This is a genomic window from Arthrobacter sp. 05T47 (assembly GCF_056395825.1).
In genome coordinates, this window is the sequence record NZ_JBFTKG010000006.1 from 99,652 (window position 1) to 115,342 (window position 15,691).

A 15,691-nucleotide genomic window follows, 5' to 3' on the forward strand; every position below is an offset into this window, starting at 1 on the left:
GCCCACCGCGGCCCCGTTCGGGCGCGCTAGGTCCGCCCCTCGCCGAGCCCGTGAGCCGGTGACAGGTGCCGGGTCCGGTGCAGCGTTACGAGCAGCAGGACCAGGGCCGCCGCCTGGAGTGCGGCGACGGTAATGATGAGCGCCGGCCGCGCGCTGTAGAGCGCCCCGTACAGGGCCCCGCCGACCAACGCACCCGCTCCCTCGAACACCGCGAATACTCCATACGCCGTGCCCTGCCGGGGCTGGGGCACCAGATCGGCCACCAGCGCCTTGACCGTGGAGTCCTGGATGCCCATGGCGGCGCCCCAGACCAGGACGCCAGCCAGAACGAGCCCGGCGCTCGACCCCAGGGCCAGAACGGGCACCCCCGCAATCAGCACGGGCAGAGCCAGGAGCACGGCCGCTCCGGCGCGATCGTAGATGACGCCACTGGAGAGGGCCCCGACAGCGGCCGCCCCCATGGCGCCGGCGTACAGCAGCGGGACCACCGCGACGGGCACGGCCATGGCGGCCGTCAAATGGTAGGAGATGACGCCGAAGGCCACCAGCCCGGCGCTCCACAAGAATGCGGCCGCGGCAAACAAGATGAAGATGCCGGAGAACGCCGACGCCGGCCGGCCGGCGGCTCTCCCGTGGTTCGGCGCCGAATCTGGGTCCGAACCGCGCCGCGCGGCGTCCGGGCCCGGGAAGCCRGCGGGGTCGGCGTCGGGAATTGGCGTGTCGCCACCGGGTTCCTGGACGCGGCGACGCAACCAAAAGAGAATCGCCAGCGCTGCCACCGCCGGAACGACGAGCACCGCAAAGGCCGCCGGAAGCGAGCCGGTGGCAACCAGGACCGCCGAAACGAGCAACGGGCCCAGGAGAGCCCCGGCCAAATCGAGGGATTTGTGGACGGCGAAGCCGCGGCCCCGGCCAACCGGCTGGACGGCGGCAGCGAGCAGTACGGTTTTCGCCGGGCTGCGGACGGCTTTGCCAACCCTGTCCCCGATGATGAGCGCCGCCGCCAGGGCCAGCCCGGCGCTCCCGGCAAATGGCGTCAACGCCAGCAGCGGGACGCACACCGCCGTGAGGGCATACCCGGCCATCGTGAACGTCCAGTACTTGCCCGTATGGTCCGCCCACGGACCGAACACCACCCGGAGTCCCTGGGACGCGGCCTCCGCGGCTCCGGTCACGAGACCGACGAATAGCGCGGACGCGCCGAGCTGGGCGAGCAGGGGACCTCCCAGCGGGCGGGCGCCGTCGGACACCATGTCCGTGGCGAGGCTGACCAGGCCGAAACCGATAACCGGGCCCCACAGCCGGTGCCGGCCATTGTCGGGGTGGCCTCCGGACCGCGGCGGCGGGAATTCCTGCTGGCGGGCCGGCAGCCTGCGCCCGGGCCATTCCATTCACTAAGGCTGGCGGACGGCCTGGAAAAAGACAATACGCAGGTCAGGCCACTGTGGCCGCGTCGAGGCGCCGAAGGAAATATTGACCAAAGTGGTTCTTTCTTGCCCACGGCTTGGTACTTTTTGAGAGCCGATCCGCATTGTGCGGGCCGGGGGGACCCACAATGACGGATTGAAAGGCTTCACAATCATGAGCTCACCGCAGTAGCAATTCTGTGCGCCCCCACGGAACCGTCAAGGGGGCGCCCGAAGGCACTTTCCGGCTCAGACCGGACGGCCCTGATGCATCCGGCCATTCCGGCTCCCAGCGACGCTCCGGCGAATCTGGAAACCGCCCACGCCCTCACGGAGGAACTGTGAAGCTATTTTCGAACCCGCCTCGCCACACCGGCCGGCGGCGCAATCCTGTCGCCGCCGCCCTGCTCAGTTCCGCCCTGGCGGGCGTGCTCGCGCTCTCCGTCCTCGCCGTCTCGGCACAGGCGGCGCCGGGCGGCGCGCCCCTGGCCGTGAGAGCGGCAACGACTCCGTCGCCCAGTGGCTGGCTGCACACTTCCGGCGCAGCGATCCTGGACTCGAACAACGCCCCGTACACGATTAAGGCCGCGTCCTGGTTCGGCATGGAAACCCCTGACTGCATGCCGCACGGCCTGTGGGGGACCCTGACCATCGATGACGCCCTGGCCAACATCAAGTCGATGGGCTTCAATACCGTCCGCCTGCCGTTCTCCAATGAGTGCCTGGCCGCGACCAGCATCAAGGGCAACCTGAACTACTGGGCCAACCGCGCCTATGGGCTGGAGGGCAAGACGCCGCTGGTCCTGATGGATACCGTCATTGCCCGCGCCAAGGCCAACGGCCTGCAAATCATCCTGGACCGGCACCGCCCGTCCTCCGCCGACCAGTCCCCGCTCTGGTACACCGCCGCGTACCCGGAGTCGAAGTGGATCGCGGACTGGAAAATGCTGGCCGCGCGCTACAAGAACGATCCCACCGTCATCGGCGCCGACCTTCACAATGAGCCTGCCGGGGCGGCAACCTGGGGCGGAGCGGCCGCCACGGACTGGCAGGCTGCAGCCACTCGCGGCGGCAATGCCGTGCTGGCCGCCAACCCCAACCTGCTGATCATCATCGAGGGCATCGAAAACCAGGGCAACGGCACCTACACCTGGTGGGGCGGCGGCCTGGCCGACGTCAAGAACAAACCGGTCACCCTGGCCACACCCAACCGCGTGGTCTATTCCCCGCACGACTACCCCGCCTCGCTGTATGCGCAAAAGTGGTTCAGCGACGCCAACTACCCCAACAACCTGCCGGCAGTATGGGACGCCAACTGGGGTTACATCCAGAAGCAGGGCATCGCCCCGGTCCTGCTCGGCGAGTTCGGGACCGCGCTGCAGACGACGTCGGACAAGCAGTGGATGGAGAAGATCGTCTCCTACCTCGCGACCAACTCCATGAGCTTCGCGTATTGGTCCTTCAACCCGAACAGCGGCATCACCGGGGGCCTCGTCCAGGCGGACTGGCGCACCCCGGAGGCCGCCAAACTGGCAGCGCTCGCACCCATCCTGAAGGGCAGCCAGTCACCGACGCCGACCGCCACGCCGACGCCGTCGCCAACCCCGACTGCCACGCCGACTGCCACGCCGTCGCCGACGCCGACTGCCACGCCGACGTCGGGCGGGTCCATCAGCGCGGTCTGGAAACTCGGCAGTTCGTGGACCGGCGGCTACGTGGCCAATATCGAGGTCACCGGGCTCCGGGCGGCCTCCAGCTGGAGCGTGAGCTGGCCGGATCCGAATGTCACCCGGGTGGCCAATTCCTGGGGAATCAACTGCACGGTTGTCCCCAAAGTGTCGGTGACCTGCAGCGGTACGGACTGGGCCACCAAGATCGCGCCCGGCCAGAAACTGTCGGTGGGCCTGCAAGTGGATTCTCTAAAGGCCCCCGTCAACCCGGTGCTGACCCTGAAGTAGCCGCAAAAGACCCCGGAAATTAATGATTTCCGGGGTATTTTGACCTGCGACATGTCCGGACTGGAGTCAATGCTGGGAACTCCGCTGTAATTAGCCGATGCAGGGATAGAAATGCCTCGTCAGTCCCGGATACTGTGTCCATTGGGTGCACCTGCCGGCTGTCGGCAGGTGCTGTCTTTGGGGGAACAATTGAAAAACAAGGCCTTTCGTCTCGGCGCCGCCGGGGCCCTCACCGCGCTACTTGCCGGGCTCGCGGTTCCGGCGCACGCAGGCTTCGTACCGTCCTGCGGCCCGATCGTTGATTCGATCAAGCTCTGCACGACGCCGGACGGGAGTCAGTATCCGGTGATGGTCAACAGCCCGGTTGCTGGCCCGCGGCCGCTTATCGGGGGCGCCCTGCTGGTCGGCAACACCATCACCGTTTACGACGGCGTCTGGGATCCCTCCAACGCGACACTCACACACCAGTGGCTGCGCAACGACGTACCGATCCTGGGCGCCACCGGYACCACGTACCGGCTGACCAGGTCGGACCTCGGAAAGGGCATCCGGGTCAAGACCACGGGCCGCGCTCCGGAGTACATGGCAACCACCGTCCAGTCCACCAAGACGGCGCCGGTCACAGACGCCGCCGGCGCCGTTCCGACGGTCCGGGCGGGGTCTGTTGGCTTCGAATCCCTGGGCGCAGAAGAGGGTGAATACTCGCCCGTCGTCGTCGCCCAGCTGGGGGACTGGGGCCCGGGTGGCGTCCAGCTCCAGTATCAGTGGCTCCGTGACGGCTCGCCCATCCCTGGTGCCACCGCCCCAAGATTTGATACGACAACGTGGGGCCCGACGGGGCTGCTCAGCCTCCGGGTCACCGGCTACGCCACCGGCCTCGACCCGGTCTCCGTGACCTCCGCAGCCAGCCGCGGCACCTTCACCCCCGAGACGCCCGGCGCTGTGGTCACCGGCGGCACCGCGGTGGGGGACGTCCTCACCGCCGTCGACCTTCCCTGGTTTGACCACACCGACCGGAACACCCGCGATTGGAATCAGCACCGCTTCCAGTGGACGCGCGACGGTGTCCCGATTCTCGACGCCAACGACCTGACCTATGCGATCACCGCCGAGGACCAGGGCCACACCCTGGAGCTGGTGACCGCGTCTGGCGGGCCCAAGGCCACCTCCAACTCAGTGACCGTCCCCCCGGCCGTGGGCACGGTCATCCCGGCGCCCCCGGCACCCCCGGAGCCCCCGAAGGTTGAGCTGAAGCCGCTGACGAACGTCACCAAGCCGGTCCTGACCGGTACCGCAGTGATTGGCACGGCGATGACGGCGACGGCCGGCACCTGGTCCGAACCGGCCGACAATCTGACCGTCATCTACTACTGGCAGTCCCAGGACGGGAAGGTGTCGGCCACCGGCCCGACGTTCACCCCCAACATGACCCAGCTTGGGTCGACGGTCACGCTCATTGCGACCGCCACGGCTCCCGGATATACCACCGCCTGGGCAAAGGTCACCGCGCCCAAGCCCGTGACCGCGCCGGACCCGACCCAGACAAAAGCCCCAGCCATCCAGGGCATCCTGACCGTGGGGATGGAGCTCTACACCTACACCGGTGACTGGTCCGACCGCGATTCGGAGGTGAAGGAGTCCCGCCAGTGGCTGCGCGACGGCACCCCGATCGCCGGGGCCACCGGCCGGCGCTACACCCTGGTGGGGGCCGACTTCGGCAAGAAAATCTCTCTCCGGGTCACCTCGACACTGGACGGCAGGACCCTGAAGACCCAGACGGTCGACACTTCGGCGAAGGTGGCCGCTGCGACCCTGATCTCGGCTACGCCGACGATCGCCGGCACCGTCAGGGCCGGAAAAGTAGTCACCGCGAAGCCCGGCACCTGGACCTGGGGCACCGCGTTCAAGTACCGCTGGCTGCGCAACGGCGTCCCGATCTACGGTGCAACGGAGTCGACTTACAAGGTCCGTTCGGCCGACAGGGATAAGAGGATTACCGTCCGTGTCACTGGCTCCCGGCTCGGCTACACGACCGTCACCCGGACCAGCGGGGCCTACTTCGCCCGTTGACCGCAGGCAYCCCCGGGTGCGAGGCAAAGGATCCTGGCATCGTCCTAGACGCCCTTGCCGCATTGGGTCCCTGACCTGCGGCAACGTTGTCAAAAGGGTGTCTGGGCACTATGCTCGGCGACGGGGGAGCCGGGTCACCGGCYCAAMGACTTGGGGGAAAATTGAACAAGAAGATCATCCGCCTCGGCATCGCCGGGGCACTCGCCGCGCTCTCGCTTGCCGGCCTCGCCGTTCCGGCGCAGGCCGATGATGAAATGTGGGCCACTCCGAACTCAGACTCCTGCGGCCCGGTGGTCGACTCAGTCAGGTTCTGCACGGCGCCGGACGGGCATCCGTACCCGGTGCAGGTCAACGGCGGTGCCGTCGCCGGCCCGCGGCCCGGCATCAGCGGAGCCCTCCAGGTCGGCAGCACCCTGACCGTTGTTGACGGTGACTGGGACCCCGCCGACGCGAAGCTCACGCATCAGTGGCTGCGCAACGATGTGCCGGTCCTGGGCGCCACCGGCCCCACCTATCTGCTCACCACGGCGGACCTCGGCAAGGGCATCCGGGTCAAGACCACGGCGGCAGCGCCGAGCTATGCAAAGACGACCCTGCAGTCCACCAAAACTGCCCCTGTCACGAACGCCGGCGGCACCGTCGCGTCTGTCGTGTATGCGGGGTACGYTGGTATCTATTCATTTAACACCCACCCGGATCGGCCCAGCCGCCTCGTGTCCGGTGGGGCGACTTTTAAGGGCGCTCCGGACATCCACCTCCAGTACCAGTGGCTCTGCGACGGCAAGCYCATCCCGGGTGCCACCGCGGAAATGTTCGACCCGAGGGGCTGCCGTTCAACGGGGCTATTCAGCGTCAGGGTCACGGGTCACGCGCCCGGGTTCAAGCCGGCCACCGTGACCTCTAAACAGCGAAAGGTTTCTGACTTCGAYCCAGMMCCCGGCGCCGTGGTCACCGGCGGCACCGGCCTGGGGGACGTCCTCACCGCCGCTGATGATGTTCCCTGGACTTCCAGCGCGCGCCCGCACACCTACCAGTGGCTGCGCGACGGCGCCGCGATTYCCGGAGCCACCGCGCTGACCTACAMGATCACGGCCAAGGACCAGGGCCACACCSTGGTCCTSGAGTCCGGCATTTGGTACGACACCCACATCTACTCCAACCCGGTCGCAGTGCCGGCGGCCGGAGAGCTGAAGCAGCTGACGAACGTCACCAAGCCGGTCGTGACCGGGGACGCCGTGACCGGCTCTGTGATGAAGGTGTCGGCCGGCACCTGGTCCGCACCCTCCGACAAGCTGAAGTTCACCTACAACTGGTTCTCCTCGGCCGGGGATAGCGTGTCCAGCGGCCCCACGTTCACCCCGGACGGGCCCCAAGTGGGCAAGACCCTCACCGTCGTCGTGACCGCGTCCACCCCCGGCTACACCACCGCTTGGGTACAAGTCACCGCACCCAAGCCCGTGACCGCGCGTGAGTCGACGCGGGCCATTAGCGGGACCCTGACCGTCGGGTCGAAGGTGACCTTGACCCCCGACCCCTGGTATGACCGGGCGGGGATCTCTTCGGACGTAATGTGGCTGCGTGACGGCGTCCAGATCGCCGGGGCCTACGGCTGGAGTTACGTCCTGGCGAAGGCCGACGCCGGCACGAAGCTCTCGGTCGACGTGAACCCGACTGTGTCGGGCGGCCATGGCCAGACGCTCACCGCTTCGGCGACGGTGGCGGGCCTACCCCTGACGTCGGCCACCCCGACGATTGCCGGCACCGTCAAGGCCGGGAACGTCCTGACCGTGAAGCGGGGCACCTGGACCTGGGGCACTGCCTTCACGTACCAGTGGCTGCGCAACGGCGTCCCGATCTCAGGAGCCACGGATTCGACCTACAAGGTCCGGACCGCCGACAAGGGCACCAAGCTCACCGTCCGAGTCACCGGCTCCCGGTTCGGCTACACCACCGTCTCCCGAACCAGCGCGGCGCGCATAGCGCAGTGACCCAGGCCGCTGACCAACGGACTCCCYGGGYGCGCSGCATGCCGTGGCCCGGGGGACCTTGGCCCGTCMKTCCCGGCYGCCGCGCGKCCWTGATAGACGCGCAGCCATGAAAGAACATCATGAATCCCCTACGCAAAGCAGCGGCCCTGGCCCTGCTGCTGCCRGCCGCCGCGCTCATTGCYTTGACCGGGGCCGCTTCCGCCACCGCTGAAAATGTCACTGGCGACCTGGAMACCGAAGGGCCGTCCGCCAGTCCCACAGCCAGCCCGACCGACAACGCCTACGCGGAGCCGGACATGRCCGACGTCGCACCGGCGGATCCGTTCGTGTGCCCCGACGGTCATGTACACGTCTTCTACAACGACGTGGATGCCTGCGCCACGGTCGGCCCCGACGGCGATCCCGATCCGACCGGGATCGTCCTGGACCCCAGCGGAGGGGTTCTCAAACCTGCCGGGGAAGTACAGGCTCCGGAAACAGAGGGGACACCCGCACCCGCGGATTCGGAGACGCCGACCCCCTCAACGCCCGAGGTGCCGACAACACAGGAACCCTCTGCGACCGCACAGGCTCCGGCTGCTTCCCCTGCTTCCTCAGCCAGTTCAACCGCCGCGGAGGAGGCAGCATGGGACATGGGCCCGGTGCTGGTGATTGCCGGCGTCACCGTGGCCCTGCTGCTGGCCGCAGCCGGGGCCTTCGTCTGGGAGCGGCGCAGCGAAAAGCGAGAACAACTGAACGGCCAGGCTCACAAACCATAAGCCGGGACAGGTAGCCTTTCGACGGCAGTCCGCGGAACTGAGAACGCCCTAATCAGCGGCGTATTGACGATCCCCTGGCTCCGGCGTAGACCGTGCCGTATCAAACCAAATCGCAGGCCGCTGCCTTGCGGCCTGCCGCCTGTGAGGAGAAGACAATGGCCGTCGCAGTCATCATGGAATTTGCCGGTGCCACACTGGAGCAATACGACCAAGTCATAGGCAAGATGGGCCTCACGCCGGGAGGTCCCGGCCCGGCGGGCGCCCTGGGACACTGGGTGGCCGCCACCGACGGCGGGATCCTTGTCACCGATTTATGGGAGTCGAGGGAACTCTACGACGCCTTCGCGAAGGACCAGATCGGCCCCTACTCGGCCGAAGTCGGTATCCCGTCGCCGCCTACCCTGAAGTACCTGGACGTCCACAATTACTTCACCCCGGGTGCGGGCGCCTGACCGGGAGCCTGGCCTAGCCGGCTTCGCTCTGGATACGTTCCTTTACGCTGTCAGGCATCGTCGAGCACGCATCGTCGTCGGAGCGCCGATCAGCGTGGCTGTCGGCGGTGTCAGTGATGCCGACCGTCGCGACGGCCGACTGCCATCCGCCCAGGCCRGCGATCTGCCGCGGAACCCAGACGTTCGCRGCCCCGTTCACCARGTCCCASACGGCRGGGTGGACACCGGCGCCCAAGTAGATACCCCCGTTGGGGTCCCGCTTGACCAGATCCGGCAGTGGTAAGACACCCATCAGTTGAGCAGACTCGTAGTCCGACATGTTCCACGGAGGTATTCCAAAGTAGTACCAGCTGGCGGCGCAGACACCATACAAATGAGGACCGAACTGGGCATAGTTCAAGTACAGCTCCAAAGTSCGCTGAGGGCTCAACGTGTAGCTGAATTGGGTGGCCAGGACGGCCTCAATCCCTTTTCGGGGGGCGCTCTGGTCGTCCCAGAGGAAGATGTTCTTCACTAGTTGTTGGGGGATGGTGGAGCCACTGGGATCGGGCTTCCCCTGGAAATACGCTTGTGCCCTGGCCTGGAAGTCGCCGAGGTCGAAGGCTCCACTGCGSGTGCCGAGCTGTTCGTCTTCATGGGCGACGGTCGCCGCGAGCAGGTGCCGGCTGATGTGGTTGATCGAGACGAACTGGTAGACGTTGGGCTCGCCGGCCTCCAGCATGTATGCGGTGCGCGGCGGGGTCACGCCCATGCTGAACATGAAGGCAATGATCTGGACCAGAACTAGTGGGGCGATCAGAGCAAGCAGGACCTTGCGGCGCCACTTTCGCTTGGGACGCTTGCCTGGCTGACGGACCGGAGGGACRGGCTGCTGGGCYTGATCTGGCTCCRCCRCAGGCGGGCTTACCCTTGGCAACGCAGGCTCTTGCGGCGCCAGGGCCTCGGGCACCGGGTAACTTACAACCTTAGGCGGTTGCGCGTCCKGACGGCCTGATCGAGGGAGGTGGTCCGGCGGCAAACGCCGCTGCGAGGTCGGTGGTGTCGGTATGTCCATCGGTCTGCCTTCGCTGCTCGCCCCCCGGTTACCTCCGAAAGAGATAAAGGATGGGACGAAATTCTACCGGGCCGCCCTGAGTATTGCTCTCAGTCGACTGTGCAAGGGATTRCSGCGGCAAGGCCGTGCGCTTGTCACCGGGATTGTGGCGTTCATCTGCTCGAGCCTGTTGGCCATCGCGYTCTTGAGCCTTCTTCAGATGTCGGCAGTTCCTTCGGCAGCCGGGTTTKTCGTCGGGCTCCCGGCTCAACGCCCTCGACCCGCCAGGCTTCTAGCCGGCCAGAAGACCTCTAGCCCCCCGAGTTCCGGCAACGGACCCGCCGACCGGCCCARACCACGAAGACGACGATGAACGCGACAGGCAAGAGCACCAGCGGGTTCCACCCTCTAACTGTCACGATCATCCCTTGCCCGGTTGCAGTCCTGCGCCGACTCTACGCGGGTGGATCGCGACCCAGACGCCGTAGCGGAGGGTATGCCCTCCCTCCATCCGGATGGGGAGCAGGGCCCGGATGAAAGGGCTGATCCCTTGGATCTGCATGAGGGTGGCAAGATTCGGGTCCGGGTTACTCAGCCAGCTGTCTTCGGCGTGGTGCTGATCCTCGGTGTTGAGCACCGGGTCGGGGAGCCTGAAGCGGACGTCCCTGTCATGGTCCGACGTCGACCGCCCGCACATTTCGCACGCAAGTGCTTTCGAAGTGCCCATTGATCCCCCAGATCTGATAGCCGTTCGGATGAGTCTATGCCGATACCTAATAGGAGGGTGCCCCCCCCCCCGAACGGCCGCCGCCATCGTTGCGTCGGGTGTCGATGCTTTGAGCCGACTCCGCTCGCCTGCTAGAACTGCACGAAGCCTGTCTGGATTGCCTAAAGGTCAGCCGCCAGGGCAGTCATGCCGGACGTGGGCGGCTCATGCTCGCCCGTGGTCTCGCCTTGGCTGTCGCCGAACCATTTGTGCCAGACCGTCGCCACGACTTCAGGCGTGATGGGTGTGCCGGCGGTTATAAGCGCGGCGAAGTCCTCCATCTCCGGGTCGTACTCGGTCTCCGCTGCCCCGTGGTCCATAACGCCGAGCAGGTCGCGGGCGGTCAGGCGCTCGGAGATGGCGCTGCGGAGCCGGGCGTATTCCGGGGGTGACGGTGTCCATGGGCGCCAATCTAGGAGCAATCGTGCAGGCGCGCTTGATGGAGGTCTACGGCTGCGGCCGGTTGACGTCGTCGGCGTCCTGGGTGAGGTCGGCGCCCTCGTTGATCTGGAGCGCTTCGATGCTCTGATCGGCGATGAGGTCGGCGACGAGGCTGGGGCTGCCGGCGACGATGGTGGAGTCGAAGTCGATCTCCGTGACCATGACCCAAGCCCTGTCCTCGGGCCAGAGCAGGCTGGGCGATTGCGGCCTGTGCGGGTCGCGGTTCCAGGGGGAGTCCTGAATCCACACGGCATCGGTGAAGGACCGCGGGGCGGCCGCGAACAGGAAATGGTCGCGCCCCGGGAGCGACAGCCGGGAGTTTTTCATTGTCTTTGTGGGCAGCGGGCCGGGCCCGGAGCGGTGCGCCGCCGTGAGCTTCCCAAGGATTCCCGGAAGTCGGCCCCGGACCGCGGTGAGGTATCTGGCTGAGCCGGTGAGACCGCCCCATCCTTCCCAGACTGCGGCCACCCCGCTGTCTGGCGTGGTGGTGTGCCGGCACAGAATTGTTGCCACCGGTTCGAGGATGTGGGCTGCGAGGTTCCCCTGTTCCGGCTCGGAGTACCGCCACCCGCTCGAATCGAGAACCTCCTGGTGCTCCCCGACCTCGGGACCGGTCAACCGGTGGTACTGCGCCAGCGAGTGCATGGTCTTGCCGAAGACGCGCGCCACCTCAGCCCACGTCGCGGGTCCGCCGTCCTCGCCCGTGGGCCGGTCCCTTCGCGCCGGGTGGAACACGCGGGCATAGGCCGGGAAGCCGCGCGGCACGACGTTCAAATCGCGACTGTTGGTTTCCAGCAAGGGCAGCAGCCACTTTCCGCTGTCAGCACTTATAGGTTCCACGGACCCAGCCTCACTGGACTGTGATTTTGATTCCGGCGACCGCCCCGGTCCATGCGCCGGTCGGGTCTGGGCGGATCAGTTGGGCACCGACGTACCCTTTCTGTAGTTGGACGACCTTCGAAAGGACCCCCGAGCAATCGACCTCTAGCGATACTGGCTCGACCCCATCCTGAGCGAGGAAGATCTGGGCGCCGGGAGTGCCAACGCAGGTAGCGGTGACAGTGTACTGACCAGTGGTCATCACCGTCGCGGCTTTGCTGAAGCCAACCCCCCGCCCGTCGGCCGGGCCATCGTCGGCAAGGACGACGGTCCCCGTGGCATTGGCCAAGCGCTTGTGGAGTTCTGAGTAGTTGTCCGCCTCCACACCACGAACACCAGATTCCTTCGTAGGGAGGGTGGGCGCAGCCGGGTGACTTTGGCCGGCAGCCGCTGGGTGTGGATCTCCGTCGTCCTCATAAGCACAGGCGGCCATGCCGCTGGCGAGCAGCGTCCCATGATGAGTGCCCCAGCGCGACGGACTGTTGTCGTTCCCCCAGGTCCTGACATGAGGCGAGTCTACGGTCCAGTCGGCGAATGGCAAGTCATCGGCCCTGGAGCCTGGCTCCTGTTATGGGCCGAGACTCCGTTCAAGTGGGCGAGTGTTCCAGACGGGCGAATAGACGACGGGAAGGGATAAACGGCCTGCAAGAATAGGCGCATGCCCCTGCGCGACTATCCGATTCGACGGCTGACAGAGGATCCRAACAAYRTTCTGGACCGCCAGATCTGGCCGGCGTCYCTGGCTCCCGTYGCCCAGGTCCTCGACCAGGGACTCGATCTGACATCCGCYACMGTCCTGGTCGGCGAAAACGGGTCCGGTAAATCCACWCTTGTGGAGGCCATCGCCTTGGCCTACGGCCTGTCCCCGGAAGGCGGATCAACTGGAGCGCGGCACACCACCAGGTCCACGGAATCCAAACTCTCCTATCACCTCCACCTAATCCGGAACGCCGGCACCACCAGGCGGGGCTACTTTCTRCGCGCCGAAACCATGCACGGCTTYTTCACCTATCTCGAGGAAAACCCGAGCAGRAYCGGGGACATCCCATTCCAYGACATGTCACACGGGGAGTCGTTTCTGGAGCTGGCMGTGGACCGCTTTCGAGGGGGCGGATTGTGGGTGCTCGACGAACCCGAATCYGCGTTGTCCTTCCAGGGATGYCTGACCCTCCTCGTCGTACTGAAGGACCTGCTGGCYGCTGGCSATTCGCAGGTCATCATGTCCACGCACTCACCAGTATTGGCCGCCCTTCCCGGGGCGCAGATTCTGGAAGCCGGACCTTGGGGTCTACGGCCYCGGGCGTGGGAGGACCTGGAAATGGTCACGAACATGCGGTCGTTCCTTGAATCACCGGAGCGATACCTTCGCCACTTCTAATYGTCGAGATCTCACCAGTTGCCGCTCAGGCGGGCGAGTTTATCCGCCGCCCAGACGRAAGGAAAAAACATGATCTACCCAGGCGGCAGCATTGACCAGTACGCCGTTCCGGCCAGGGATTTGAACGAATCCTTCATTGGGGCCYACTTCGGCCTCACCAAGGGTGCCGAGGTCATCTACGGAAAGATCGGTGCGGTCCGGATCTTCGAGRCGCACGTTATCTTGACACTGGCCGGCGTCACCGCCGAYGACCTTCACCTGGATGCGAACCAGGAAGTCATCTTCTCCCACGGACAGCACCARAACCAGGCAACGCGACGCGCGCCCATGATTGAATCCATCGACGCTGAGGTCGCGCGCACCCTCAGTRCAATTCCAGTTCGTGCGTCTCGCCAAATGACCGCYACCGAGTATCAGRTKCGCGTGGCCGAGGTCCTCAACCTTTTTGACATCGAAGCGGTGGGCGACGAAACGGGAATTCGTTACGGGGGCGAGGGTGTTGAGCTGGAAGATCAGCCCTTAGAAGCCGCCGTCCGCAKACTCATTGGGAGGCGATTCGGCATCCCGGAAGCAATGCAGTAGCCCACGTAGGGGTCCTGCGGACCTAATGTCGCGCTTCTGAAGTTGTGGGACGGTTGATTTTCGAGAGGATCTGTTCCTAGCTCTCAGTCCCGACGGTGGGGAAAGCCTGAAATTGGAGGGAAAACCCAATCATCTGCTTATTTCAACGAAAACGACAGAACCCCCGGAAATCGTTGATTTCCAGGGGTTCTTCKAGAGCTTCCTGCCAGAATCGAACTGGCGACCTTCTCATTACGAGTGAGACGCTCTACCAACTGAGCTAAGGAAGCAACCACATGAATGCCCGGCGAACCGGGCGGATCATGCAAGAGACAACTGTAATAGAGTCCCGGCGTCCGGGTCAAAATGAGCGTCTGCAGCGGCCCGCAGGGCCGGCAAGGCACCTAGCARACGGTGTTGTCCGCCGGGGCTTTTCCGTCCACCAGATAGTCATCGACGGCGTTGCCAATGCAGCTGTTGGAGCGGCCGTAGGCCGTGTGGCCCTCGCCCTTCCACGTCAGCAGGGAAGCATTCCCGAGCTGCTTGCGCAGGTTGGTGGCCCATTGCACGGGGGTGGCAGGATCCCCTGTGGTTCCAACTACGACAATCGGGGCCGAGCCCTTGTACTCGACCGGGGCCGGGGTCCGGACGTTCTTGTAGGGCCAGTCCTTGCAGTTGGTTCCGCCGTAGGCGAAGTAATATCCCAGCGTCGGCGAGAGCTGACGTAGCTTTTGGTCCTCGGCCCTCATCGACGCGGTGTCAGAGACCATGGGGTAGTCCAGGCAGTTGATGGCGTTGAAGGCGAAGGTGCTGTTCGACGTGTAGGTGCCGCTGGGGTCCCGGTCGGCGCCGAAGTCGGCCAGCTGCAGCATGCCTGTGCCGTCGCCTTTCAGGGCTGTCGCGAGGGCCCGGGTGAGGATCGGCCAGTTGTCATTGTTATAGAGCGGGATGATGAGGCCGCTGACAAACGTCGAGCCGGAGACCTTCCGGCCGTCCTTGGCCGGCAGCGGGTTCGCCTCCGCCGCGCTGATGGCTTCGTGGATCTGCTGGACGCCTTCCTCGGTGCTTCCCGTKAGCGGGCATCCGGACTTTTGCTGGCAGTTGGCGACGTAGGCGTGGAGGGCTTTATCGAAGGCCACGGCCTGTCCGCGGGTCAGTTCCTCGGCGCTCTGCGACGGGTCAAGGGCGCCGTCGAGGACCAATCGGCCCACGTTGTCCGGAAACAGCGATGCGTAGGTGGCGCCGAGGAGGGTCCCGTAGGAGTAGCCGAGGTAGTTCAGCTTTGAGTCGTTGACCACGCCGCGCAGGATGTCGAGGTCCTTCGCGGCGCTGACCGTATCGATGTGGGCCAGGACCGGGCCGGTCTTCTCCACGCACTTGGCGGCAATGGCCTTGTTGTCGGCAAGGGCCGCGTCCAGGCCGGCGTCKGTGTCCAGGGCATAGGTCTTGGCCCGGGACGCGTCGCGTTCCTTGTCCGTGAGGCACGTGACCGGAGCGGAGCGTTTCACGCCTCGCGGGTCGAAACCGATGATGTCGTAGGCGGAGCGGACCTTCTCCGAAATATTGGTGTTGGCCGCGTCCCTCACGAAGTCGTAGCCGGAGCCGCCCGGGCCGCCCGGGTTGACCAGCAACGAGCCTTTCTTGTCGCCTTTGGTGGCGAGCTTGATGGCGGCCAGTTCGATGCGGTCGCCGTCGGGCTTGCTGTAGTCCAGCGGAACCTTGATCGTGGCGCACTGGAAAGTCCCGCCCTCACACGGCTTCCAGTCCACTTGCTGGGAGTAGTAGCTGCGCAGCTCCGCAGGGGCCGCAGCGACAATCGACGGGTCCGCCTGTGCCGAAGCCCCGGATGTCGCGGCGCTCGACCCGCCGTTGCCTCCACCGCCGAAAATGGTGCACGAGGCCAGTGTCAGGGCAAGGGCCAGGGCGCCGCCGGCCCGCATGCCGATCGCCACTGATCGGGCTCTTGCGGACTTGGGTCGAGCAGGCTTCATGCGGTTCTCC

At 65.8% G+C, this 15,691-nt stretch carries 13 protein-coding genes and 1 tRNA gene; 7 read left to right on the plus strand and 7 right to left on the minus strand.

Annotated features, from left to right (window positions below; translation table 11 throughout):
• Nucleotides 1-26 precede the first annotated feature (26 nt).
• Nucleotides 27-1,391, minus strand: a complete 1,365-nt coding sequence (locus tag AC1DEY_RS07335; RefSeq protein WP_476867378.1) for an MFS transporter — start codon at nucleotides 1,389-1,391, stop codon at nucleotides 27-29.
• Between the two features lie 356 nt (nucleotides 1,392-1,747).
• Here AC1DEY_RS07335 and AC1DEY_RS07340 point away from each other — a divergent pair, with 356 nt between their 5' ends.
• The 5 genes from AC1DEY_RS07340 to AC1DEY_RS07360 all read left to right on the plus strand — a co-directional run bounded on the left by AC1DEY_RS07340 (nucleotide 1,748) and on the right by AC1DEY_RS07360 (nucleotide 8,632).
• On the plus strand, nucleotides 1,748-3,364 hold the full coding sequence (locus tag AC1DEY_RS07340) for a cellulase family glycosylhydrolase (protein ID WP_476867379.1): 1,617 nt from the start codon (nucleotides 1,748-1,750) through the stop codon (nucleotides 3,362-3,364).
• Between the two features lie 189 nt (nucleotides 3,365-3,553).
• Nucleotides 3,554-5,434: a hypothetical protein gene (locus AC1DEY_RS07345; protein WP_476867380.1), complete on the plus strand. Its 1,881-nt coding sequence runs from the start codon at nucleotides 3,554-3,556 to the stop codon at nucleotides 5,432-5,434.
• A 161-nt stretch (nucleotides 5,435-5,595) separates the two neighbouring features.
• The gene (locus AC1DEY_RS07350) at nucleotides 5,596-7,422 is read left to right on the plus strand and encodes a hypothetical protein (RefSeq protein ID WP_476867381.1); all 1,827 of its coding nucleotides are present in this window, start codon (nucleotides 5,596-5,598) and stop codon (nucleotides 7,420-7,422) included.
• A gap of 119 nt (nucleotides 7,423-7,541) precedes the next feature.
• Entirely contained in the window at nucleotides 7,542-8,180 is a 639-nt protein-coding gene (locus AC1DEY_RS07355) for a hypothetical protein (RefSeq protein ID WP_476867382.1), read from the plus strand.
• A gap of 155 nt (nucleotides 8,181-8,335) precedes the next feature.
• Complete coding sequence (locus AC1DEY_RS07360) at nucleotides 8,336-8,632, plus strand: hypothetical protein (protein ID WP_476867383.1); 297 nt, start codon at nucleotides 8,336-8,338, stop codon at nucleotides 8,630-8,632.
• A gap of 13 nt (nucleotides 8,633-8,645) precedes the next feature.
• Here the strand turns inward: AC1DEY_RS07360 and AC1DEY_RS07365 are convergent, their stop codons facing one another.
• The 4 genes from AC1DEY_RS07365 to AC1DEY_RS07380 form a co-directional block, all read right to left on the minus strand.
• Nucleotides 8,646-9,392 (minus strand): biosynthetic peptidoglycan transglycosylase, encoded by a 747-nt coding sequence (locus AC1DEY_RS07365; RefSeq protein WP_476867384.1) that lies wholly within the window; start codon nucleotides 9,390-9,392, stop codon nucleotides 8,646-8,648.
• 694 nt (nucleotides 9,393-10,086) lie between these two features.
• Nucleotides 10,087-10,392 (minus strand): DUF2199 domain-containing protein, encoded by a 306-nt coding sequence (locus AC1DEY_RS07370; RefSeq protein WP_476867385.1) that lies wholly within the window; start codon nucleotides 10,390-10,392, stop codon nucleotides 10,087-10,089.
• A 161-nt stretch (nucleotides 10,393-10,553) separates the two neighbouring features.
• Nucleotides 10,554-10,853 carry a hypothetical protein gene (locus tag AC1DEY_RS07375; protein WP_476867386.1) on the minus strand — a complete coding sequence of 100 codons (300 nt, stop codon included), beginning with the start codon at nucleotides 10,851-10,853 and terminating at the stop codon, nucleotides 10,554-10,556.
• A gap of 25 nt (nucleotides 10,854-10,878) precedes the next feature.
• The gene (locus AC1DEY_RS07380) at nucleotides 10,879-11,712 is read right to left on the minus strand and encodes a hypothetical protein (protein ID WP_476867387.1); all 834 of its coding nucleotides are present in this window, start codon (nucleotides 11,710-11,712) and stop codon (nucleotides 10,879-10,881) included.
• A 697-nt stretch (nucleotides 11,713-12,409) separates the two neighbouring features.
• On the opposite strand from AC1DEY_RS07380, the gene AC1DEY_RS07385 reads away from it, so the two are divergent.
• Together AC1DEY_RS07385 and AC1DEY_RS07390 are read left to right on the plus strand one after the other, a co-directional pair.
• On the plus strand, nucleotides 12,410-13,129 hold the full coding sequence (locus tag AC1DEY_RS07385) for an AAA family ATPase (RefSeq protein ID WP_476867388.1): 720 nt from the start codon (nucleotides 12,410-12,412) through the stop codon (nucleotides 13,127-13,129).
• A gap of 69 nt (nucleotides 13,130-13,198) precedes the next feature.
• Complete coding sequence (locus tag AC1DEY_RS07390; RefSeq protein ID WP_476867389.1) at nucleotides 13,199-13,711, plus strand: hypothetical protein; 513 nt, start codon at nucleotides 13,199-13,201, stop codon at nucleotides 13,709-13,711.
• A gap of 196 nt (nucleotides 13,712-13,907) precedes the next feature.
• On the opposite strand, the gene AC1DEY_RS07395 is transcribed toward AC1DEY_RS07390, so the two are convergent.
• Nucleotides 13,908-13,980, minus strand: a tRNA-Thr gene (locus AC1DEY_RS07395).
• 114 nt (nucleotides 13,981-14,094) lie between these two features.
• Nucleotides 14,095-15,681, minus strand: coding sequence for an alpha/beta hydrolase (locus tag AC1DEY_RS07400; RefSeq protein WP_476867390.1), 1,587 nt, complete (start codon nucleotides 15,679-15,681; stop codon nucleotides 14,095-14,097).
• Between the last annotated feature and the right edge of the window lie 10 nt (nucleotides 15,682-15,691).

Coding starts and splice junctions, on each gene's coding strand:
- AC1DEY_RS07360 (WP_476867383.1), top strand. CDS start 8,336: ATGGCCGTCGCAGTCATCATGGAATTTGCCGGTGCCACACTGGAGCAA.
- AC1DEY_RS07370 (WP_476867385.1), bottom strand. CDS start 10,392: ATGGGCACTTCGAAAGCACTTGCGTGCGAAATGTGCGGGCGGTCGACG.